20 protein-coding genes are annotated in these 20,368 nt (G+C 44.0%); 11 read left to right on the forward strand and 9 right to left on the reverse strand.

Going from position 1 to position 20,368, the window contains the following annotated elements:
• Positions 1-51: 51 nt before the first annotated feature.
• The 6 genes from gyrB to HMPREF1647_RS01290 all read right to left on the reverse strand — a co-directional run bounded on the left by gyrB (position 52) and on the right by HMPREF1647_RS01290 (position 7,602).
• Positions 52-1,995, reverse strand: coding sequence for a DNA topoisomerase (ATP-hydrolyzing) subunit B (gene gyrB / locus HMPREF1647_RS01265; protein ID WP_035431381.1), 1,944 nt, complete (start codon positions 1,993-1,995; stop codon positions 52-54).
• 160 nt (positions 1,996-2,155) lie between these two features.
• Positions 2,156-2,689, reverse strand: a complete 534-nt coding sequence (locus HMPREF1647_RS01270) for a hypothetical protein (protein ID WP_052039083.1) — start codon at positions 2,687-2,689, stop codon at positions 2,156-2,158.
• Complete coding sequence (recF, locus tag HMPREF1647_RS01275) at positions 2,682-3,773, reverse strand: DNA replication/repair protein RecF (protein WP_035431383.1); 1,092 nt, start codon at positions 3,771-3,773, stop codon at positions 2,682-2,684. The genes HMPREF1647_RS01270 and recF overlap by 8 nt, the downstream gene beginning before the upstream one ends.
• A gap of 15 nt (positions 3,774-3,788) precedes the next feature.
• Positions 3,789-4,889: a DNA polymerase III subunit beta gene (gene dnaN, locus HMPREF1647_RS01280; RefSeq protein ID WP_035431385.1), complete on the reverse strand. Its 1,101-nt coding sequence runs from the start codon at positions 4,887-4,889 to the stop codon at positions 3,789-3,791.
• Positions 4,890-5,122: 233 nt separating this feature from the next.
• Complete coding sequence (gene dnaA, locus HMPREF1647_RS01285; protein ID WP_035431387.1) at positions 5,123-6,652, reverse strand: chromosomal replication initiator protein DnaA; 1,530 nt, start codon at positions 6,650-6,652, stop codon at positions 5,123-5,125.
• 83 nt (positions 6,653-6,735) lie between these two features.
• Entirely contained in the window at positions 6,736-7,602 is an 867-nt protein-coding gene (locus HMPREF1647_RS01290) for an ATP-binding protein (RefSeq protein ID WP_035431389.1), read from the reverse strand.
• Between the two features lie 362 nt (positions 7,603-7,964).
• On the opposite strand from HMPREF1647_RS01290, the gene rpmH reads away from it, so the two are divergent.
• The 9 genes from rpmH to HMPREF1647_RS01330 all read left to right on the forward strand — a co-directional run bounded on the left by rpmH (position 7,965) and on the right by HMPREF1647_RS01330 (position 12,938).
• Complete coding sequence (gene rpmH, locus HMPREF1647_RS01295) at positions 7,965-8,099, forward strand: 50S ribosomal protein L34 (RefSeq protein ID WP_003148884.1); 135 nt, start codon at positions 7,965-7,967, stop codon at positions 8,097-8,099.
• 11 nt (positions 8,100-8,110) lie between these two features.
• Entirely contained in the window at positions 8,111-8,434 is a 324-nt protein-coding gene (gene rnpA / locus HMPREF1647_RS01300; RefSeq protein ID WP_035431391.1) for a ribonuclease P protein component, read from the forward strand.
• Complete coding sequence (yidD, locus tag HMPREF1647_RS06905) at positions 8,431-8,667, forward strand: membrane protein insertion efficiency factor YidD (protein WP_081933297.1); 237 nt, start codon at positions 8,431-8,433, stop codon at positions 8,665-8,667. Before rnpA ends, yidD begins: the two co-directional genes overlap by 4 nt.
• Before the next feature lie 20 nt (positions 8,668-8,687).
• Entirely contained in the window at positions 8,688-9,446 is a 759-nt protein-coding gene (locus tag HMPREF1647_RS01305; RefSeq protein ID WP_035431393.1) for a YidC/Oxa1 family membrane protein insertase, read from the forward strand.
• 89 nt (positions 9,447-9,535) lie between these two features.
• The gene (locus tag HMPREF1647_RS01310) at positions 9,536-10,120 is read left to right on the forward strand and encodes a Jag family protein (RefSeq protein ID WP_035427134.1); all 585 of its coding nucleotides are present in this window, start codon (positions 9,536-9,538) and stop codon (positions 10,118-10,120) included.
• 103 nt (positions 10,121-10,223) lie between these two features.
• On the forward strand, positions 10,224-10,982 hold the full coding sequence (gene rsmG / locus HMPREF1647_RS01315; RefSeq protein ID WP_035431395.1) for a 16S rRNA (guanine(527)-N(7))-methyltransferase RsmG: 759 nt from the start codon (positions 10,224-10,226) through the stop codon (positions 10,980-10,982).
• Positions 10,983-11,045: 63 nt separating this feature from the next.
• Positions 11,046-11,846 (forward strand): ParA family protein, encoded by an 801-nt coding sequence (locus HMPREF1647_RS01320; RefSeq protein ID WP_035431397.1) that lies wholly within the window; start codon positions 11,046-11,048, stop codon positions 11,844-11,846.
• Positions 11,839-12,699 (forward strand): ParB/RepB/Spo0J family partition protein, encoded by an 861-nt coding sequence (locus HMPREF1647_RS01325; protein WP_035431398.1) that lies wholly within the window; start codon positions 11,839-11,841, stop codon positions 12,697-12,699. The genes HMPREF1647_RS01320 and HMPREF1647_RS01325 overlap by 8 nt, the downstream gene beginning before the upstream one ends.
• A complete protein-coding gene (locus tag HMPREF1647_RS01330; RefSeq protein WP_035431400.1) occupies positions 12,699-12,938 on the forward strand; it encodes a hypothetical protein in 240 nt (79 codons plus the stop codon). Before HMPREF1647_RS01325 ends, HMPREF1647_RS01330 begins: the two co-directional genes overlap by 1 nt.
• Before the next feature lie 83 nt (positions 12,939-13,021).
• On the opposite strand, the gene rlmN is transcribed toward HMPREF1647_RS01330, so the two are convergent.
• Positions 13,022-14,140 carry a dual-specificity RNA methyltransferase RlmN gene (gene rlmN, locus HMPREF1647_RS01335; protein WP_262363771.1) on the reverse strand — a complete coding sequence of 373 codons (1,119 nt, stop codon included), beginning with the start codon at positions 14,138-14,140 and terminating at the stop codon, positions 13,022-13,024.
• Positions 14,141-14,239: 99 nt separating this feature from the next.
• Here rlmN and HMPREF1647_RS01340 point away from each other — a divergent pair, with 99 nt between their 5' ends.
• Together HMPREF1647_RS01340 and HMPREF1647_RS01345 are read left to right on the forward strand one after the other, a co-directional pair.
• Positions 14,240-15,199 (forward strand): D-alanine--D-alanine ligase family protein, encoded by a 960-nt coding sequence (locus HMPREF1647_RS01340; RefSeq protein ID WP_035431402.1) that lies wholly within the window; start codon positions 14,240-14,242, stop codon positions 15,197-15,199.
• A gap of 11 nt (positions 15,200-15,210) precedes the next feature.
• The gene (locus HMPREF1647_RS01345) at positions 15,211-18,228 is read left to right on the forward strand and encodes a helicase C-terminal domain-containing protein (protein WP_035431404.1); all 3,018 of its coding nucleotides are present in this window, start codon (positions 15,211-15,213) and stop codon (positions 18,226-18,228) included.
• A 24-nt stretch (positions 18,229-18,252) separates the two neighbouring features.
• On the opposite strand, the gene HMPREF1647_RS01350 is transcribed toward HMPREF1647_RS01345, so the two are convergent.
• Together HMPREF1647_RS01350 and HMPREF1647_RS01355 are read right to left on the reverse strand one after the other, a co-directional pair.
• On the reverse strand, positions 18,253-19,239 hold the full coding sequence (locus tag HMPREF1647_RS01350; RefSeq protein WP_035431406.1) for a helix-turn-helix transcriptional regulator: 987 nt from the start codon (positions 19,237-19,239) through the stop codon (positions 18,253-18,255).
• Complete coding sequence (locus tag HMPREF1647_RS01355; protein WP_035431408.1) at positions 19,229-20,209, reverse strand: helix-turn-helix transcriptional regulator; 981 nt, start codon at positions 20,207-20,209, stop codon at positions 19,229-19,231. Before HMPREF1647_RS01355 ends, HMPREF1647_RS01350 begins: the two co-directional genes overlap by 11 nt.
• Positions 20,210-20,368 lie beyond the last annotated feature (159 nt).

The raw sequence follows: 20,368 nt of genomic DNA on the forward strand, positions 1-20,368 counted from the left end.
CTGCCACAAGTTACCCTTTCATTTTCTGTCTAATGATTTAGCGAGAAACCATTAAATATCCAGGAAGCGGACGTCTTTTGCATGTGTTTGGATGAAGTCTTTACGCTTCTCAACCTGGTTGCCCATAAGGTCAGAGACCGCGCGATCAGCGGCAAGAGCATCATCGATGGTTACCTTAAGAAGAATGCGGTTCTTTGGCTCCATAGTGGTTGCCCAAAGCTGCTCTGGGTCCATCTCACCAAGACCCTTGTAGCGCTGAATGGTGTACTTGGTGTTGTCCTCAAACTTCTTCGTCTCAAGAGCAAGTTCTTCATCGGTATAGATGTATTTACCGTTCTTTTTACCCTTTGGCTTAATCTGATACAGAGGAGGCTGAGCAACGTAGATATAACCTGCGTCAATCATTGGCTTCATATAACGATAGAAGAAGGTAAGTAGAAGAATTCTAATGTGAGAGCCGTCAACATCAGCATCGGTCATGATGACAATCTTGTGATAACGAGCCTTCTCAATATTAAATTCATCTCCAACACCAGTACCAATAGCGGTAATCAACGAAGTAATAGTGTCAGAAGAAAGTGCGCGGTGAGCCTGTACGCGCTCAACGTTCAAAATCTTTCCGCGAAGTGGAAGAACTGCCTGGATAGAACGGTCACGTGCCATCTTTGCAGAACCACCTGCGGAGTCACCCTCGACAATGAAGAGCTCAGTCATCTCTGCATCGCGAACAGAGCAGTCTGCAAGCTTTCCAGGAAGAGCAGCTGACTCAAGAAGTCCCTTACGGCGTGTTGCTTCACGAGCTTTACGAGCAGCAAGACGGCCTTTTGCAGCCTGAGATGCTTTCTTGAGAATCTCTTTTGCCTGATTTGGATGCTCTTCCAGGTACTCTGAGAGGCCCTGAGTAACAATCTTGTTGGTGAGAGTTCTCATGTAAGAACTACCAAGCTTTGCCTTTGTCTGTCCTTCAAACTGAGGATCTGGCAGCTTAACTGAAATAACAGCAGTTAAACCCTCACGAATATCGCCGCCCTCAAGCTTAGGGTCTTTCTCTTTAAGAATTCCCTGCCTGGTGCCGTAATCATTTACTACTTTAGTAAGAGCAGTACGGAAGCCCTCGAGGTGCATTCCGCCTTCCTCAGTGAAAATGTCGTTTGCAAAAGAAAGAGTTCTGTCACTGAAGTCAGTATTCCACTGAATAGCAACCTCTACCTCACCCATCTGAGACATTGGAGCGTCAGGGTCTGACTTACCTTCAATATAGATAGGGCGAGAAAGTCCTGGTAAAACGGTCTTCTCGTCATTAAGATACTTAACAAAATCGATGATGCCGCCAGCATACTGGAAATCAACCTGACGAGGAGTGAGCTCACGCTCATCAACAAGAGTAATTTTAAGGTTCTTGTTAAGGAATGCAGTTTCCTGGAGACGATCACGAAGTGTGTCAAAGTTATACGTAGTGGTCTCAAAGATCATGTCGTCTGGCCAGAAAGTAATGGTAGTACCGTTAGATTTTGAAGTACCAATTTCCTTCATCTTCTGAACGGTTTTGCCGCGCTCAAAAACCATCTCGTAGATTTTGCCATCACGCTTAACCTGTGCAACAAGTTTCTTTGAAAGAGCGTTTACAACAGAAACGCCAACGCCGTGAAGACCACCGGAGACTTTATAAGCGTTGTTATCAAACTTACCACCCGCGTGAAGGATAGTAAGAACAACCTCAAGAGTTGGGATCTTTTTCTGGGGATGAAGGTCTACAGGAATACCACGACCATTATCTTCAACAGAAATAGAGTTATCTGGATGAACGGTTACCTTAATTTTGGAGCAATAACCAGCCATTGCCTCATCGACTGAGTTATCTACAATCTCCCAAACAAGGTGATGCAGACCAGAAGCTGAAGTTGTACCAATATACATACCTGGACGCTTACGAACAGCCTCAAGGCCTTCAAGGATCTTAATCTCTGTACCGTCATACTTATTTTCTTTTGCCACGTAAGTCCTCTCTTCAATTGTGAGCGGAATGATATAGGTATTTTACTATGAAATCGCCAAAATCAACTCGGCACAGAGAAATTTCATTGTTTAAACAGTAATATTTGGTATCTGAGAGGCTCTGTAAAGAGATTTAAGGACAGATTAGTGACAGATTTGACTAAAGACTCTTTTTTTGTCTAAAACTTGCTTCAATCGCTTTATAAGCCGTTGACTTAAGTGGCTCAGAAAGTCCAGAAACCAACTCAGAAATTTGTAATTTCTCTTCTAGTGTGAGTTCTGGAAGTTCTTTTTTCTCTTCTTTTTGGCCCTGTGCTTGATTTTCTGATGAGTCATCTTCTTTACCAGCATGTCTGTTGTATTTATCCAGCTTAAATTCAAGGTCTGAGAACTCCAGGCCTTGCTCTGAGAGCCTGGCTCTATAAATTTCTCTTTGTGCAAGAAAATCAATCATACACATACGATTATCTACATAGACTGTAAGTACAGGGAACTCTCTACCAGCAACTTCTCTAACAAATACGCCGGTTGTGTGTTCTACTTCTCTCTCACCGTTTGCCTCAATCCATGCTAGATAGGCGCGACGGTTTTTTGACATACTCTTAGAATCTCTGAAGGTTCCAAGCAGAGAACTCATTAAATCTTTTGCATTTTTATTGCCACCGCGCGCAGGTGTTTCTTGTTGATTATTCATCGCTAAACCTAACTATCTGCGCTTTTTCTAAAACCTCTTCAGAGAAATACCCAAGGTTTGTAGTGGTAATTACCGTTTGAATGTCATGGAATGCAAATTCCATGATTGCTTTTCTGCGGTCTTCATCAAGCTCACTCATAACATCATCTAAAAGCAGCAAGGGTTTCTCGCCAAGTATTTCTTCTGAAAGGAGAACTTCTGCCATCTTAAGTGCTAAAACGACAGTTCTAATTTGACCTTGAGAACCAAAATTTCTAGCGTCTTTACCCTCAATTAAAAACTCAGCGTCATCTCGATGAGGTCCTTTTATACTTTGCTGACGACGAATATCATCCGTGCGAGATTCATGTAATACCTGCAAGAATTGATCAGTAATTTCTTCTCTAGAAGCATCAAGAGAAACCTCTCCAATTGAAGAAATATAGTTCATTTCTAGGTGTTCTCCACCAGAGAGTTCCTGGTAGATCTCACATGTCTTCTTTGCCAGGCGATCAAACAAATGAATTCGTGCATGAAGAAGCGTAGCCCCTCCTCTTGCAAGAGAAAGATCCCAAGCATCAAGCAAGTTTTCATCTGGCCAATCAGATTTAAGCAGCTTATTTCTTTGCTCAACTGTCTTGGTATACGCCGAGAAGACCTTGAAGTAGCTTTTATTTGCCTGGCGGCCAAAGTCATCAAATTCTTCTCGGCGATACGATGCGCCACCTTTAATCATTGAAAGGTCATCGGGATTAAAAAGTACCGACATCAGTGTTCCAGAAATATCTGCAGCCTGACATTTCTTGCCATTCTTTGAAAATTGACGACGGCGTTCTGTAATGGTGCAGGTATTTTCTAGCTTTCTTCCATCTCCTGTAAGAGAAATCTCTATCTTTGCCTCAGAAGTACCTGTAAGAAGGAGCTGTGATGGTGTGGGTTTTCTGAATGAATACCCAGCAGTAAGGAGTTGTAGTGCTTCAACAGTATTTGTCTTACCTGCAGCGTTCTTTCCTACAAAAATAGTAGTTTGTGCAGATAAATCTATCTCTTTCGAAGAAAAACAACGAAAGTTATACAGCGAAACATGTTCAACTTTAAGTCCCACACAACCCCTATCAAATTAGAGGCGAACAGGCATCAGAAGATACAAGTAGTTAACCTTGCCGTTTGATTTGAAAATAGCTGGCTGAGAAGGACCTTGTAGCTCAAGGCGCAGAAGATCCTTAGAAGGAGCAGCATTTACACAATCAAAGACATAGTGATAATTCAAAGCAATTGAAAGAGAATCTCCCTCGATCTGAGCTTCAATATGCTCGGAAGACTCACCCTGATCTGGTGAGGATGCAGAGAGCTTAACTTCTTTACCATCGGCGTCAACATCAAAACGAACTGAAGGATTTGCTAGTGCAATAACAGAGACGCGCTTCAGGGCTGAAGAGAAATCTTCAACGTTGATATCAACTGACGCGGTGCAAGACGTAGGAAGCAGCTGCTTATAGTCAGGGAAATGACCTTCAATCTTACGAGAGATGTGAGTGGTGTTTCCAAACTGGAAGACTACCTGGTTATCTGTAGTACCAATCAAAACCTTCTCAGTCATGCTACGCATGGAAAGAACGTCATGGAACACTTCACCAGAGATAATTGCAGTAAAAGACTCACCTGCTGGAGTATCTGTGTTGGAATCACAAACGGCAAGACGGAATGAGTCAGTAGCAACAAGACAAATAGTGTTGTCCTCAACAGTAAGAGAAATTCCCTGAAGAATAGGACGAGAAGCTTCCTTAGAAGTTACTCGATACACCTTATCGACCATAGTTGATAGAAGCTGGCTTGGGAGCTCACAGGTTTTCTCAAGATCAAACTCTGGGAATTGAGCCCAATCGTGAGCAGAAAGAGTATTAAGTCTAAAAGAAGAACGCTGACATGTTACAGAAAGTGTGCGCTCTCCACCTTCAAAAGTAATTGCCGCATCAGGAAGATTTTTAACAATGTTCTGGATAACCTTTCCAGAAACAACTGTCTCTCCTTCTTCCTCTACGTTTGCTGCAATTTGATGCTTAATAGAAATAGTTAAGTCGCTGGATTGTAGCTCAAGCATGCCATTAAATGCTTTGAGGTAAATGCCAGAGAGAATAGGAAGTGTTGTATTAGAACCAATGCCTTTAGAAACAATATCAAGTGCCGTCTGGAGAGCGGATTGACTTACGGTAAATTTCATGACGACCCTTTCTATTATTTCTTAGATAAGAATAAAAATATCGTAGTAATAATAAGCTATGTTGAAAAGAAGAAAGCTTTACATTTCTAGAGGTAGAAATATGTTTCTAGAGGTCAGATTTGTTTGCTTATTTTTGACATTCATAAACAAAGTAAAACTCCCCCTCTTAAACTCTCAACAACAAATCACTACTTCTCTTCACCAATTAACATCTTACTAACAGGTTTTAAACACTAACTTTGTTCAAGAATAGTCTTCTTGAGTTGAGAAATTTGATCATAGAAACTTTTGTCTTCTTTGATTCTTTCTTCTATTACCTCAATGCTGTGCAAAATAGTTGCGTGTTTTCTTCCACCAAAATGCTTACCAATATTTACCAGCGTGTATTGGCAAAGGTCGTGAGCAAGATAAATTGCAACGTGACGAGGTTCTGCAATCTCTTTATTTCTCTTGTTGCCAACAATATCGCGATGACTAATACCATAAATATTTTCTACGACTTCTTGGACCTTCTCGATATTTACGGTCTTTGAAACGCGACGCCAGAGCGTGTCTGCAATCTTATCGATTTCTTCTTGTTTGATATTTGTGCCAGATTCTTTTGCTTTAATCTGACCAGTTACACAGCGATTACAGAAGCCCTCAAGCGTTCTAATACTTTGACCAGCCTTGTCAGCCATGTAACGACGGATGTCCTCTGGCAAATCGTCTGCAGTAAGAGAAGAATTTCTCTCTTTAAAAGCTCGGTCGCAGAAGACATGAATAAGATTAAGTTTCATCTCGTAGCTTGGAGACTCAATACCAATAACAATGCCACCACTCATGCGAGAAGTAATACGATCATCAAAGCCGTCAGATCCCATACCAAGCTGAGCAGGTGTTCTATCTGCGGCAAGAATAATCTGCTTACCTCTATCAATAAGAGAGTTAAAAATATTGAAGAAGAAGTTAATAGTACCTGCTTTACCAGCAAGTTTTTGGACGTCATCGATGATAAGAACATCAATATTTTGGTAGTTATTATTAAGCTCTGTTGCGGCGTTTCCTGATGCATTTTTACGAACTGCATTTACGTAGTCATCAACAAAAGCATCTGCATCTTTGTAAACACAAACACGTTCGATATCTTCAGAGTTGATGTAGTTTTGGACCGCACGTAGAAGATGAGTTTTTCCAAGACCACTTGCACCGTAAATAAACAGTGGGTTTGCCTTACCTTTTGCGTCGTTTGCAACATTTAATGCATGTTGATGAGCAAGCTCATTCTCGTCACCAACAACAAAGCGATCAAACGTGAGGTTTGAATTGAAAGATGTCTCTTCATAAAGAGGATTACTCTTACGGCGCTTTAGGGTCTGCTGTTTTAGTTCCTCAAGGCATTGCTCCTGGGATTCAAAATCTTGGATTTGTTCTGGAACAACTGCTTGTAGAGGAGCGGTTTTCTGCTTCCAAGCGTTGAACTCTTGAGGAGTCATTGTGGAAGTAGTGGTAACAGGAGTAGAAGACTTTGTAAGCGTAAGACTCAAGATAATGTCTTCAAAGGCTGCTGCCGAAAGACACCTCTCAACAATCGGTAGATTCTTAAGGATACGGTTATATGCCAAGCGCATTGATGTTTCCGCACACAGTGCGTTATCTTCAACTTTAATTGGAGTGCAGGTTCTCAACATAGCGATAAAAGCCTCTGGCTGATTCTCTTCAACCAAGAGGTCGATTGCGTCTTGCCACAGAGCTACTGCGTCTGAATCAATTGATGCATCCATACGTGTCCAATCAAAATGTTGAAAATTAAGACACCTAGTATAAAGGAATGTTGATAACTTTCAGTGAATAATGTTGAGAAACTCTATGAAAGGAGGGTTTCTCCAATAGTAGTGAGCTTATATTTTTGCCCAACTTTTCCAATTATTCCTATGTTTACCAGGGATTTTAACTCTCTTGACCAGGTTGGTGTAGAAAGTCCAAAGGTACTATTGAGCTCTGTTGCTCCAACCCATTCATGTTCAGAGAGATATTGAAGAACTTGTTTTGCTCGATATGTAAGTACCAGATTAGGAAGCTGTGCAGCTGTCTCATGAGAAACTGCTTGCGGAGCATGTGAAACTGTTTGTTGGTACTGATTTACAGGTAATTCTTCAGCTTCTTCTTGAGTTGGAAGCGTCTGAATGTGCGCATCTTTAGAGCGGCGTGTTGACAAGGTAACAATGGTTCCGCCAGAGATATTGTCTTCGAGGGTAAGACTTCCACCCTTCTCAACCATGTATTGTTGAGCGTAAGGAAGACCAAAACCAACGCCTCTAATAAACGATTTCATCTCTTCTGTTGCAGAAGAAGTACCAAACTCAAGAGCTCGATTTTTTTCTTTAATACCAGGTCCTTGGTCTGAAAACCTAATGGTATTTCCGTTATCCATGATTGAAATTGTAGGTGCCACAAACCGAGCGTGAATGAAATTTTCCACAATCTCACGCATAACCATAAAAGGAATTTTTCCTCCCTGCTCGTGAGCAAGCTGGTTAACGGTAGCTGCAATTTCATCAAGATAAGACCGAACATCTTTTGGTTCTACGAGAACAACACGAGGTGCTGCGGCTTTATCGTCATACACTGCAATACGTGCAGCATAACGGACGGTGAGAGAATTATCAGAACCAGCGTCTTTTTCATTCTGGTTTGTGTTTTCCTCAACAAAAGGAAAGAAATCTCTTGCCATGACACCCCCTTTTCAACAATTGTTAAACAAATGAAGAAAACTTTTCGTTTTCTTTCACGATGAATGAAAGTTTTCAACAAGTGTTAAACATCTGTAGATAACTTTATATCTTTGTGAAAGACGTACTGAATGATAGTAGCATTTAACGGACATATTTCAGCTTGCAGAAATATTCCTTTCAACAAATTTCTTCACTTATCTCAAGTGAAATTTTCAAAATGAAAGGTTTTCTCGCTAGGTTTTTGAATAAAAAAGAGAAAAAGTTGAGGTATTTGCGTAGAAAATTTGACAGGTACCCATAAACGCGAGTACAATCTGTAGGCTTTTTAATCGATACTGTACCCGTTCGGGAGGAAATAGCTATGAAGCGTACCTACCAGCCAAATAAGCGCAAGCGCGCAACTACCCACGGTTTCCGTGCACGTATGGCAACTAAGAATGGTCGTGCCGTTCTCGCTCGTCGCCGCCTTAAGGGCCGTAAGCGCCTCACTGTCTAAGGAATGTTTCTGTGAAGACCATTAAATCTCGTTCAGAGTTTGAAAGGGTCTTCTCTGCGGGGAAGAGGGCTCAAAGTTCTGTTCTTCGTATACGAGTAGCACCATCCACTGAGGCACATCCTTCCGAGGTAGCCTTTGTAGCTCCAAAAAGACTAGGTAACGCCGTATTTAGAAACAGGTGTAAACGCGTTTTACGCGAAGCAGCTCGAAAGAGCGGTTTACCTGTTGAGGGATACGGCATTATTCTCTTTGCGACTAAAGATACACACAGCACTAATCCTGCTGATATAAGCGTTTCTTTGGATGCTTTGTTAAGAAAGACAGGGGTCAAATGAGCGAGAAAAGACAAGGCTCTTTTCTCGCAAACTTGTTCCTAAGTGCTATTCGTTTCTATCAAAGAAACATCTCTCCCCTTTTTAAGCCGCACTGTATTTATCGGCCCACTTGCTCCGAATATGCAGTTCAGGCCATACAAAAGTATGGTGTTAAAAAGGGAAGTTGGCTTGCTCTTAAGCGTATTGCTCGCTGTCACCCTTTTCATAAGGGAGGATACGATCCCGTTCCGTAAAGGAACGCACCGGAGGAAATATGTGGGATTGGATTGTTAACTTTCTATACACAGTCTTAGCGGGACTTCAATCATTCTCGGGAGACTGGGGTATGGCAGTTATCCTGCTTACCATCATTATTCGTATTATCCTGGTTCCAATGACCAACAAGCAGACGGCCTCTATGGCTCGTATGAGCGTTGTTCAGCCAAAGCTCAAAGAAATCCAGGAGCGCTATGCTGATGATCCAGTAAGACAGAACGAAGAAATGCGTAAGCTTTACGCAGAGATTAATTTCAATCCACTCGGTGGTTGTCTACCGCTGCTTTTACAGTCCCCTATCTTTATTGCACTCTTTACCGTTGCAAAGATGGTTCCAGTAGACTCCCGCTTCTACAACATTCTTCCTTCTATTGCGCGCTCAACATCCGACATTTTTGCTGTTGATGGCTTTGTTACCGCTATCCCTTACATGATTTTTGTTCTTCTGTTTGGCCTTACTACCTTCCTTTCCATGGCAGTAAATGCTCGTACAAGCTCCGGTGAGCAGCGTACCCAGCAGTACATGATGGGTGGCATGATGACCCTCATGATGCTCTGGTTTGGTTGGACTGTGCCAGCAGCTGTTCTTCTCTACTACGTAACTTCTGGTATTTGGCAGCTTGCTCAGCAGCAGCTTATTACCAAGCGCATTATGGAAAAAGAGAAGCTTAAGGCCGAGGCTCAGATGGCTAATAAGCCAATCGAGGTAGATGTGGTTAGAAAAGAGAAGAAGCCACGCCCTCATAAAAAGGCTTAGTAGCTGGGCTTAAACAAAATAACTTTTGTTTAAAAAAAATTTTTACGGTAGATTAATAGTTAAACTTTTTATATTGACTGGAGGACGACATGGAGGATGAGACTTTCGTTTCTGAGCCAAACGCTCTTAATGAGTCTCCTGTCGTTGATTCACAAGACGAGTTTGTTTCAATTCGAGAGCATTTTGAAGCTGGAATTCAGCTTACTGATGCGGAGATGAATAAGATTGCTGATACCGCTGTCTTTTATCTAAGAGAGCTTCTCTCCTTCTTTGGCGAGAACAGCTGTGCAATTGATGAGTATGATGGTGAAGATGGAGAGCTTATTCTTGATGTAACCGGCGGCGATCTTGCAATTCTCATTGGTCGTCACGGTAATACGCTTGAGGCTCTTCAGATGGTTCTTTCGTCTTTGATGAGCGCTAAGCTTCACTTCCACTATCCAGTATCTGTTGATGTAGAAAGCTACAAGAGCCGCCGCCGTAATAAGCTTCAGGAGATGGCGCTCTCTGCTGCTGCTCGTGCTAAGAAGACTGGTAAGGTTTCTCTTGCTCCAATGAGTGGCTATGAGCGTCGTATCATTCACATTGCACTTCGAGATAATCTTGAAGTTACAACTCACTCTGAGGGCGATGATCCATACCGTCGCGTTGTTGTTACAGCTATTAACAGCTAAGAATTTTTAACAAGCTTTACTAATTTGATGAGGAAGGTTTACGCCTTCCTCTTTTTTTGTGACAATTCTTCTTGTTACAAGAAGTTTTGTCACAGGAGAAGCAATGTCTGAATCAGAGAAGTCGTTATACGATTCAAAAGAGAATGTACTTAAGGAACTTCTCCTTACCTATGGAATCAATTCAACTGAGACCCAAAGAAGACAACTCCTCAAGCATATTGAATTGCTCATCGAGATTAATAAAAACCTCAATCTCACAAGAATCACTTCAATTGATGATGCACTGGTTCTTCATATTCTTGATTCTTTATTACCACTCAAAGTATGTAATGAGTTTATATCTGAGGCTCAAAACTATATTGATATTGGTACCGGTGGAGGCTTCCCTGGACTGCCTCTTGCAATCATGAGCGATAACAAAACATTGCTTGTTGATTCAATTGGAAAAAAGATCAGTGCCGTACAGTCAATGATTGATGAGATTGGTCTTGGTGTGAGAATAAGAGCTGAAAAGCTTCGAGCTGAAGAAATTCCAAACGACTATAAGCAGAAGTTTGATTTTGTTACTTTCAGAGCAGTTGCAAAGACAAATATTCTTTTGGAGTACGCAGAGCCTTTCTTAGCTCCACAGGGTACCCTCATAGTAATGAAGGCCAACGTTGATGAGATAGAGCTTCAGGACGCCTCTCAGGCAGCCAAAATTTTTGGGTATGAAAATGTTTCACGTGAAACATTTGAATTGCCAAACGATCTTGGTCATCGCGAAATTCTTCTTTATAAAAAAGTTGCAAAAAGCAAAATTAAACTACCGAGAAAAACAGGAATGGCTAAATCAAATCCGTTTGTTGCAAGAAGAGACTAATTGTGGAATGTTTCACGTGAAACATTCTGTATTATTAAATAAACTTGGTCAAACGGAGGATAAATGAGCTACAAAGACCTTTCGAGGGGATTTCAAGATAGAGATCCTAAAGTACTTGCTGTAATTAATCAAAAAGGCGGAGTTGGAAAATCAACTACCGTAATAAATCTTGCAGCAGCACTTGGAGAAACAAAAAAGAAGGTTCTAATTATCGATTTTGACCCACAAGGTAATGCAACAAGTGGATTTGGAATTGATAAAGAGGAACTAGAAGCAGATATCTATGATGTAATCCTCAACGAAACGCCACTTGAAGACGTATTACAACAAACAGTTCAGAAATACGTGACTATTGCTCCTGCTACCATTCAACTTGCTGGTGCAGAAATTGAACTCGTTTCCGTGAAATCAAGAGAAAACATATTAAAGCAGGCAATTGACCAGGTTAAAGACTATTTTGACTACATTTTGATTGATTGCCCACCATCACTAGGTCTTTTAACAATTAATGCTTTAGTCGCAGCAAACAGCATTCTTATCCCAATTCAGTGCGAATATTATGCACTAGAGGGCGTAACTAAGATTGTTGAATCAATGAAGATGGTTCAAAAACAGCTCAATCCGGATCTTGATATCTTTGGTGTAGTAATGACCATGTTTGATAGCAGAACTTCCCTTTCTAAGCAGGTAGTTAATGAAGTATCTAACTACTTTGGTAACAAGGTATTCAAGACACTTATTCCAAGAAACGTCAAAATTGCTGAGGCACCAAGTCATGGTTTGCCAGTAACCATGTATGCACGAATAAGTATGGGCGCACTTGCATATAACAAACTTGCAAAGGAAGTGAATCGTCGTGGTTAAAAAATCAGGACTTGGTAAAGGCCTTAATTCGCTCTTTAGTGAGGTGGATGCAGAGGTCGGTAATAAAAAAGAAACTACCACGCTGCCTTTGAAGAAGATTAAGCCGAATAAAGACCAGCCTCGCAAGCATTTTGACGAAGCTGAGCTCACTGAACTCAGTGATTCTATTAAGCAAAATGGTATTCTTCAGCCACTTCTTGTTCGCGAGAAGGGCGATCACTACGAAATTGTTGCTGGTGAGAGACGTTTCCAGGCTGCAAAACTTGCAAAATTAGAGGAAGTACCTGTAGTAATCAAAGCAATTTCTGACGAGGAAGTATTCAAGCTTGCGCTTATTGAGAATTTGCAGAGATCTGACTTAAGCCCAATCGAAGAAGCACAAGGTTATAAGCAGTTAATTAAACAGGAGAACTTAACTCAAGACGATTTGGCCAAGGTTCTCTCAAAATCAAGATCTGCAATCACAAATACCCTACGCCTTCTTGACCTTCCAACTGAGGTGCAGACTTTGATGGTAGAAGGACGTATTAGTGCTGGACATGCTCGTGCAATTCTTTCCGTTAGTGGCAAAGAAGGAAGAATTAAACTTGCTCAGAAAGTGATTGAAGAGAACTTGTCTGTCCGCCAGACAGAAAACCTTGCTCCACTATTTTCTGTCACTACTGTAGAGAAACCAAAAAGACAACCAACTCCACAGGCATATAAGCGTGCGGCAAGGCAGTTAAGAATTGCTTTGGATACTCCAGTCAAAGTGCGAAATGTTCGCGGCAAGAATAAAATTGAAATCGAATTCAATGATGAGAATGAGCTTGCTGCTTTAGTTGAAAAACTGTCAAACGGTAAAGAAGCATAATGAAGATAAAGTTTGCAATTATATCTACAGTTTCACTGCTTGGAATAGCTTTTCTCGCTAAGCATACCTTGTTGACTAAAGAAGCGCAAAGAAGTTTTCTCCACGCAATGAGAAGGTCGAGAAGGGCGCTTGATGCAATTCTCGACGATTATTCAGGTGGTGTTGATAGAAAAACTTCAAAAAACATTCTCTCTCATCAAGCGAGAGTAGAAAAAGAATGGTTAAAAGCAATTAATTAGAACAAATGTTCTACATATGAACTAAAGAAGAAGGGACTCGAGAGGGTCCCTTCTTTACCTGTAATATGTAGGGTATGTCACGTTTAACGTGCAGTTCTCTTTTGGAAGAGCTGTCCACAAGCAGCATCAATGTCAGATCCACGAGAAAGACGGATGGTTGCTTCAACGCCAACAGAGTTAAGGCTGTTTACAAACTCCTGCGCGCGGGCAGGAGATGTTGGATGGAACTTAGAACCTTCAATCTCATTAAGCTGAATGATGTTAACGTGGCAAAGCGTTCCTCGACAGAAGTCTCTCAAAGCTCCAAGCTCATTGTCAGAATCGTTAACGCCCTTAATCAGCGCATATTCATATGTTGGACGTCGACCGGTCTTATCGACATACTCACCCATAATGTCGTACAGGTGAATCAGTGAGTATTTACGAACTCCTGGCATGAGGGAGTCTCGCGTCTTTTGCACTGCAGAGTGAAGCGAAACAGCAAGCGTAAATTGCTCTGGTTCAGAAGCAAAACGCTTAATCATAGGTATAACACCGCAGGTGGAAACCGTAATATGGCGTGCACCAATGCCGGCTCCGTCAGGGGAGTTGAGACGTCTCATAGCTGCGAGAGTAGCGTCGTAGTTCATGAAGGGCTCGCCCTGTCCCATAAGAACAACGCTGGTAACGCGCGCGTCAAAATCGTCGCGGACGTGTATAACCTGTTCGTAAATCTCGCTCGCAGAAAGAGAGCGCGTGAGACCAGCAGCGCCTGTTGCACAGAAAGCACAGCTCATGGCGCAGCCAGCCTGTGTAGAAGCACAGACCGAAAGCTTATTGCCGGTTGGCATGCCAACGCACTCGACAGAAGTACCATCAGGGTAGCGAAGCAGGTATTTACGGCTTCCGTCTTCAGAGACCTGGCGAACAATTTGTTCAGCACCAGCAAGCGTTACCTGCTTAGATAGTTCTTCTCGCAGTGTTTTTGGAAGATTACTCATCTGATCAAAAGAGGTAGCGCCCTTAGACCAGATCCACTCCTCAATCTGCTTTGCACGGAATTTCGGCTGGCCAAGGGAGGTCACCAGTTCAAGAATTTGCTCTGATGAAAGGCTTCTGAGGTCAGATTTGGCGGCAGCCTTCTGTGGGCGAGAATCAAGCGCGGAGATGTCTGCGCCGTCAGCCGTGGTGTTTGTGCCGTCAAGAGTATTATTTGATTGCATTTTTGTCCTTCTCCAACTCTTCTAAGCTATCTGCGGTATCTTAGAAGAAATACGTTTACTAGAGTTTACCCTATGGGAGACTTATCTGAAGGAGCGGAAATGACACGTGAAGAGCTAAAAAAGCTTCATGTAGCAGTTGTTTCAGGTGGCTGGTCAGACGAGCATGAGATTGCAATGGAGTCTGGCAAGCAGTGTGCAGAAGCGCTTAAAGAAGCTGGCTTTACCAGTGTTGACCTGCTTGATGTTGCAGAAAAAGACTTTGTAGTTACCCTTGCTCAGGGCGGTTATGATGTCGTGTACGTTGCTATGCACGGCCGTTTTGGTGAGGATGGCTGCATCCAAGGTCTTCTCGAGATTCTGCACATTCCTTACACGTTTTCTGGGGTCCTTGCGTCTGCTATGGGAACTGAAAAAGAGCTGTCGAAGCTCATGTATAGGCAGGCAGGTGTTCCAACTCCTAAGGGAATTGACGTTGCCGCAGGTACCGTCTTTACAGATGAACAGGTAGACAAGCTTATTGAGGACCTCGGACTCCCTATGTTTGTAAAGCCTTCTGGCAACGGCTCCAGCTACGGCGTTACGCGCGTTACTTCGCGAGAAGAACTTCCCGCTGCACTTGAACTTGCGGGTGAGCAGGGCGAGCGCATCCTAATTGAGGAGAGCATTGAGGGAACGGAGATTACCGTTCCTGTCATTGGCAACGAAGACCCAACAGCTCTGCCAATCGTTGAGATTGTTACGGGCGATGAGTTCTACAGCATTAAGACAAAATATGAGCCAGCATCCCTGCACCATGTGATTCCAGCTCGTCTTGAGCCTGCAGTATATGCACGTGCTCAGGAGCTAGCTATTAAGGCTCACAATGCACTTGGTTGCCGCGGCGTTTCTCGTAGTGACTTTATTGTTACGAAGGACGGCGTCCCAGTGGTACTGGAGACAAATACCATTCCTGGCATGACTGCCCGTTCTTTGCTGCCTGATTCTGCACGTACCGGCGGCATTGATTTCCCTGAGCTCTGCACTCGCTTTATTGAGTTTGCACTTGAGGATCGCCAGTAGATTTGTAGGTTATGACCAGCACTAAAAGCGCTACGCAAAAACTAGAAGAACTCATTCTTCCAGGTACCCCCTCTGCGGTTTGCAAGAAGTATTTAGAACTTGCAAAGAGGGCGGAGCATGAGTCGTTTGATGTCTTAGAGGACGACATTGTTGTTTTGGATACCGAGACAACAGGTCTGTCCTTTAAGAAATGCTCTCTTATTGAGATTTCTGCTGCTAAATTGAGCGGCAGAGAGATTGTGGAACGCTTTCAGACCTTTGTTGACCCGGGGTGTCCAATTCCTGAAGAAATTACAGCCCTGACCTCAATTACTGACGAAGACGTTAAAGGCGCACCAAGCGCAAAAGAAGCTGTTGCTGCCCTCGCAGAGTTTGTTGGCGGACTTCCAGTTCTGGCTCATAACGCTACCTTTGACCGTACGTTTATTGAACGGGTACCTGGTGGAACTTCAGTCTCCGATACCTGGATTGATACGCTGTCGCTTTCACGCATAGCGCTACCTCGACTTTCTTCACACAAGCTTTCCAGCATGGCAGAAGCGTTTGGCACCATGAAGGTCACGCATCGCGCAAGTGACGACGTAGATGCTCTTTGTGGGATGTGGCGCATCTTGCTTTTGGGACTTATGAATCTGCCCCGCGGTCTTCTCGCCAAACTGGCGTCAATGCACGACGGCGTGGAGTGGACGTTTAGGCCAATCTTCTCGTATTTGTCGCAAATGAAGGAAGAAGAAGCAGTTCAGCGCGGTGTCGCAAAGAAAGATGCAACAGGTGCCGAACTTGCAGATGCAGAGATCTCGGGCACGTTTTTCTCGCTCAAGGATATTCGCAGCCAGCTTGTTGCCGACATAAAAGCAAAGGCGAGAAGAGACGCGGACGACCCTGAGACGCCTGCTATGCTGCCTATTTCTAAAGATGAGATTCACAGAGCGTTTGCTAAACCGGGCATTGTCTCGCAGATGTACGACAAGTTTGAGACTCGCAGCGAGCAAGTCAGTATGTCCGTTGAGGTCAGAAATGCGCTGGTAACTTCTTCGCACAGAGAGCTTGAGGCGGGGACTGGTATTGGCAAGTCGATTGCATACCTGCTGCCTGAGGTGCTTTTTGCGCAAAAAAATGACGTTACCGTAGGCATTGCTACAAAGACAAACGCCTTGACTGACCAGCTAGTTGCTCATGACCTTCCGGCTCTTGCACGAGCGTTGCCAAATGGATTGAGTTTCTGCAGCTTAAAAGGATACGAGCATTATCCGTGTCTGCATCGCGTTGATAGGGCTGCTCTTGAGGAGCTTCCGCTGACGCTGCTTGACCAGGAAGGGCGCTCGAGCAACAGCGTTGCGTCTGACATGCTGACCGCAATTGCGGTGATTTATGCCTACGCGTGCCAGTCGGCTGATGGCGATTTGGATGCGTTGGGGATTCGCTGGCGCTCGGTTCCACGAGAGATGGTAACTATCAAAGCAGCGGAGTGCCTGCGCTCCAAGTGCCCGTATTACCCTCATGAGTGCTTTGTTCATGGAGCTCGTAAACGTGCGGGATCTTCGGATGTTGTGGTAACCAATCACTCTCTGTTGCTGAGAAACGTTGCTGCTGACGGAAAAATTCTGCCACCTATCAGACATTGGGTGATTGACGAGGCTCATGGCTTTGAGGCTGAAGCTCGCCATCAGTGGGCAGTAGAAATTTCTGCTAAAGAGATGCGAAACGGCTTTGAGCTGCTTGGCGGAATTAAGTCCGGAGCCATTCATGCTGCTATGGTAGGCGCCGCTAATCTTGAGGACTCTACGCTACTCACCGGTCTTCTCACGCGCTCTGCAGCCGCAGTTCAGCGAGCTATGGCAGCAATGGGCAACCTTATGGCCACCGTGCATGAGTTGGCTCCGTTGGCCAAAAGCGACGGCGGCTATAACTCCCTTCAGCTTTGGATTAACGATGAAGTAAGAGAGACAGAGGAATGGAAAGAGGTCTTGGAGACCGCTTCCGTTGCTCTTTCTGCTCTTGAAGAAGCGACGCTTCGTATAGGAAAAACCACCGAGGCGCTCATTGCATCAGCTCCAAACCTTGCAAGCAACTTGAGCGAGGCGGGGGTGTTCTTGAGCACCCTTCTGCAGTCTCTGAAGCTCATTTGCGAGGGAACAGACAAGAGTTACGTCTATTCGGCAAAGTTGACTCGACTGAAGCGTGATATTGGCTCTGAGGCTCTTGTGGCCGAGAAGCTTGATATTGGTGCAGAGCTGGCAGAGAAGTGGCTGCCGGAGACGCATTCCGTTGTGTTTACTTCGGCGACCATTGCCGTTGGAGATGATTTCTCGCATTTTGAGCACGCTGTTGGCCTGGATAGAGGCGCCTTTGAACACAAGAGTCTGCACTTAGACTCAAGCTTTGACTACGAGAACCATATGGCTGTCTTTGTGGCCGAAGACATGCCTGCACCAACTGATCCAGGTTACCTAGACGCTCTGGAAAAGCTGCTATACGACGTTCATGTTCAGATGGGCGGCTCGGTGCTGACGCTCTTTACCAACAGACGCGATATGGAGCGCCTCTATGAAGCGTTGGAGCCACGCTTGAGTGAGCAGGGCCTTAATCTTGCCTGCCAGGAGCGCTCTTCCTCTGCTCGACGTGTTCGTGAAAAGTTCCTAGCCGAAAAGAACCTCTCGCTGTTTGCTCTTAAATCGTTCTGGGAAGGCTTTGATGCTGCGGGAGACACGCTTAGGTGCGTAGTAATTCCTAAGCTTCCGTTTGCAAGCCCTAATGAACCGCTGGTCAAAGAGCGTGAATCACGAGAAGATCGTGCGTGGTGGCGCTATTCTCTGCCAGAGGCGGTAATTGCAACAAAGCAGGCCGCTGGCCGTCTTATTAGAAGCGCTGATGACAAGGGCGTTTTGGTGCTTGCCGATTCCAGGCTAGTATCCAAGCGATATGGCAGCTCGTTCTTAAAATCGCTGCCTAACAAGAACTACCGGCGCGTCTTGACAAAGGACATCTCCGAGCAAATTGCCAAGTGGCGAGAAGAACACGACGCGTAGCAGGGCTGCAATCACCTGATTGGCTTAGAGCTGCTCTTCTGCAGCAAGCAAAGACGCAGCGTAAGTGCGCATTGCGTGCATCACGGCCTTGTCTTTGGTTGTTACTTTTCCCTTAAGGGCAAGCAATCGTTGTAGCAGCCACGTTCCACCGTAATAGGGGATAGTTGCTTTAATTTCTGCAGTATTGCGCTGGCTTCCAACCGTTTTAAGTCCTGGCCACGAATAGTGCGTAAGGGCGTTTTTATCAAAGAAGGTAAGCTCTACCAGCTGAGACTTTTCTTGCATAGCAGAATCTTGCACGCGTTCCGCAAGCTTTCTGTGCTCAAATGAAGCGGATTGCGTTTCAATGCAGCTCATTCGATTGACCCTAAAGACCCTTTGCTGCTCTAGGTTTAAATCAACCCCCTCGATAAGCCATCCATTTTCTCCGTATGACAGCTTATAGGGAAGAACCTCTCTCTGGATAATTGCAGCATCTCTATCACCGCGAGCTTCTGCAACAGACGCCTCAGAGCGATAGTTGAATGAAATGACTTGAGATTCTGCAATTGCATTTGAGCAGGTGAGGAACGCATCTACTTCTTTAGAGTGACTTTTGGAGACAAGAGAGACTGAAGACCCGTCCGGTGAAGAGCTTCTTGTATATGGAGGTTTCAAGAGGCTCCAAAATACACTTTCTTGGGGCAAAGCGAGAGCGGTAAAAGCCTCTTTAAGTGCCAAGGTTTCTTCATCCGTTAAGACAAGCCTGCGAGCAGTAAAGGGAGACTCTCCAACAAGTGTCAGAGTATCTTGGTCTCCCGTAAGGGGGAGAGGAAGATAGCCATTCTCGTCCGTGAGCTGCAAAAGCTCCATCAGAATAGCAGCCTCTTCAGAGGAAATGCTAAATCGCGACTGAACCGCGCTTAGCTCAACTGCGTCAAAAGACTCCCTCAATGCAGAAGAAAGCAGTATGAGCTTATAGACAGCTGACGATATGTTTTTTCTTCCAAAAGAGGTGTTTTTAACAGCCATTGGCAACCTCGCTTAAAGACCCTTTCCACTTTGCGAGAAGAGACTCTGGAGACCTTGGAATTAATCCATGAGCAAGAATCCAAGATAAAGCGGTGTCTTCATGAGCGTAAGTAACGGTCCACAAAGCGCCATTAGAGAGGAGCTCAACATCCCCTTGACCTTGCGAGAAATGTTCAAAAGCAGCGAGTATATTTTTGGGGACAAACGCGGTAAGCGTGTCTGCTTGCAATCCGAGCTGGAAATCAAGGAGTTTATAGTCTTTTGAATCAAACTCTTCTGGTATGGAGAAGGACTCATTTTTAAGAATCGCGGCATCTAAAACACGGTCAACGCGAAAAGTTTTGATGGAAGCGCTCTCAGTACCGGATGAAAAATCTTGGGCCACAAAGTATAGAAGTCCCTGTGAAACAAAGAAGTCCAGCACGCCCAGATGTTTTTGCTTAACTAGGTCCTGTGAGTTTGTGTAGGTGATGTTTACCAGTTGTTTAGAGCTGAGTGATTCGTATAGAACAGGAAAGACTTTGTTTTGGGAAGAAGCGCTGAGTTTTTGGCTGTCTGACTTACCTGAGTCCAAGGAATAAAAGTTACCCACAATTTTAGAGAGCGCGTTTCTCAATTCCTCTTGGTATACAAACGTTGCGTCAGTGAGAATTGCACTGCAGATTACAAGCAGCTGATTGGCATCTTCAGGGCTTAAGTCGTACGAGGAATTAAAGAAATTCGAGTCCGAAAGATAGAATGACTTTTCTTTTCCCGTTTTTACCTCTGTAATTGCAAATCCAAGCTGTTTCAAAACAGTGCGATCTCTTGAAAAAGTTCTTAAAGCAGAATCGGTAGATAAATCTGAGTAAATCGCTGCATATATTTCTGCCGAGGGTAGAGGTCCCTTTTGAATTAGCAGCATAAATAGCGAGAAAATCCTCCAGGCACCAAGTTCATTATTACCTAGAGTTTGATTGTTTGGAGCCATATCCACCTCCCGCTTTTTGCTAGTTGAACTCAAATCTCTCTAAACATATACGAAAGTTTTTGATATTTAGTGCAGAATTTCTAAATTTGGACGTAAAAATACACTTTAACCGCTATATTTCGATATAAGACGTATACTAATGACGTATATATGAAACCT

This window comes from Lancefieldella parvula DNF00906 (assembly GCF_000758945.1).
GTDB classification, from domain to species: domain Bacteria; phylum Actinomycetota; class Coriobacteriia; order Coriobacteriales; family Atopobiaceae; genus Lancefieldella; species Lancefieldella parvula_C.

Coding starts and splice junctions, on each gene's coding strand:
- HMPREF1647_RS01355 (WP_035431408.1), bottom strand. CDS start 20,209: ATGGCTCCAAACAATCAAACTCTAGGTAATAATGAACTTGGTGCCTGG.
- HMPREF1647_RS01345 (WP_035431404.1), top strand. CDS start 15,211: ATGACCAGCACTAAAAGCGCTACGCAAAAACTAGAAGAACTCATTCTT.
- yidD (WP_081933297.1), top strand. CDS start 8,431: ATGAGCGAGAAAAGACAAGGCTCTTTTCTCGCAAACTTGTTCCTAAGT.
- HMPREF1647_RS01290 (WP_035431389.1), bottom strand. CDS start 7,602: ATGGCAAGAGATTTCTTTCCTTTTGTTGAGGAAAACACAAACCAGAAT.
- rpmH (WP_003148884.1), top strand. CDS start 7,965: ATGAAGCGTACCTACCAGCCAAATAAGCGCAAGCGCGCAACTACCCAC.
- rsmG (WP_035431395.1), top strand. CDS start 10,224: ATGTCTGAATCAGAGAAGTCGTTATACGATTCAAAAGAGAATGTACTT.
- HMPREF1647_RS01340 (WP_035431402.1), top strand. CDS start 14,240: ATGACACGTGAAGAGCTAAAAAAGCTTCATGTAGCAGTTGTTTCAGGT.
- HMPREF1647_RS01320 (WP_035431397.1), top strand. CDS start 11,046: ATGAGCTACAAAGACCTTTCGAGGGGATTTCAAGATAGAGATCCTAAA.
- dnaA (WP_035431387.1), bottom strand. CDS start 6,652: ATGGATGCATCAATTGATTCAGACGCAGTAGCTCTGTGGCAAGACGCA.
- HMPREF1647_RS01330 (WP_035431400.1), top strand. CDS start 12,699: ATGAAGATAAAGTTTGCAATTATATCTACAGTTTCACTGCTTGGAATA.
- HMPREF1647_RS01305 (WP_035431393.1), top strand. CDS start 8,688: ATGTGGGATTGGATTGTTAACTTTCTATACACAGTCTTAGCGGGACTT.
- dnaN (WP_035431385.1), bottom strand. CDS start 4,889: ATGAAATTTACCGTAAGTCAATCCGCTCTCCAGACGGCACTTGATATT.
- HMPREF1647_RS01350 (WP_035431406.1), bottom strand. CDS start 19,239: ATGGCTGTTAAAAACACCTCTTTTGGAAGAAAAAACATATCGTCAGCT.
- HMPREF1647_RS01310 (WP_035427134.1), top strand. CDS start 9,536: ATGGAGGATGAGACTTTCGTTTCTGAGCCAAACGCTCTTAATGAGTCT.
- HMPREF1647_RS01270 (WP_052039083.1), bottom strand. CDS start 2,689: ATGAATAATCAACAAGAAACACCTGCGCGCGGTGGCAATAAAAATGCA.
- rlmN (WP_262363771.1), bottom strand. CDS start 14,140: ATGCAATCAAATAATACTCTTGACGGCACAAACACCACGGCTGACGGC.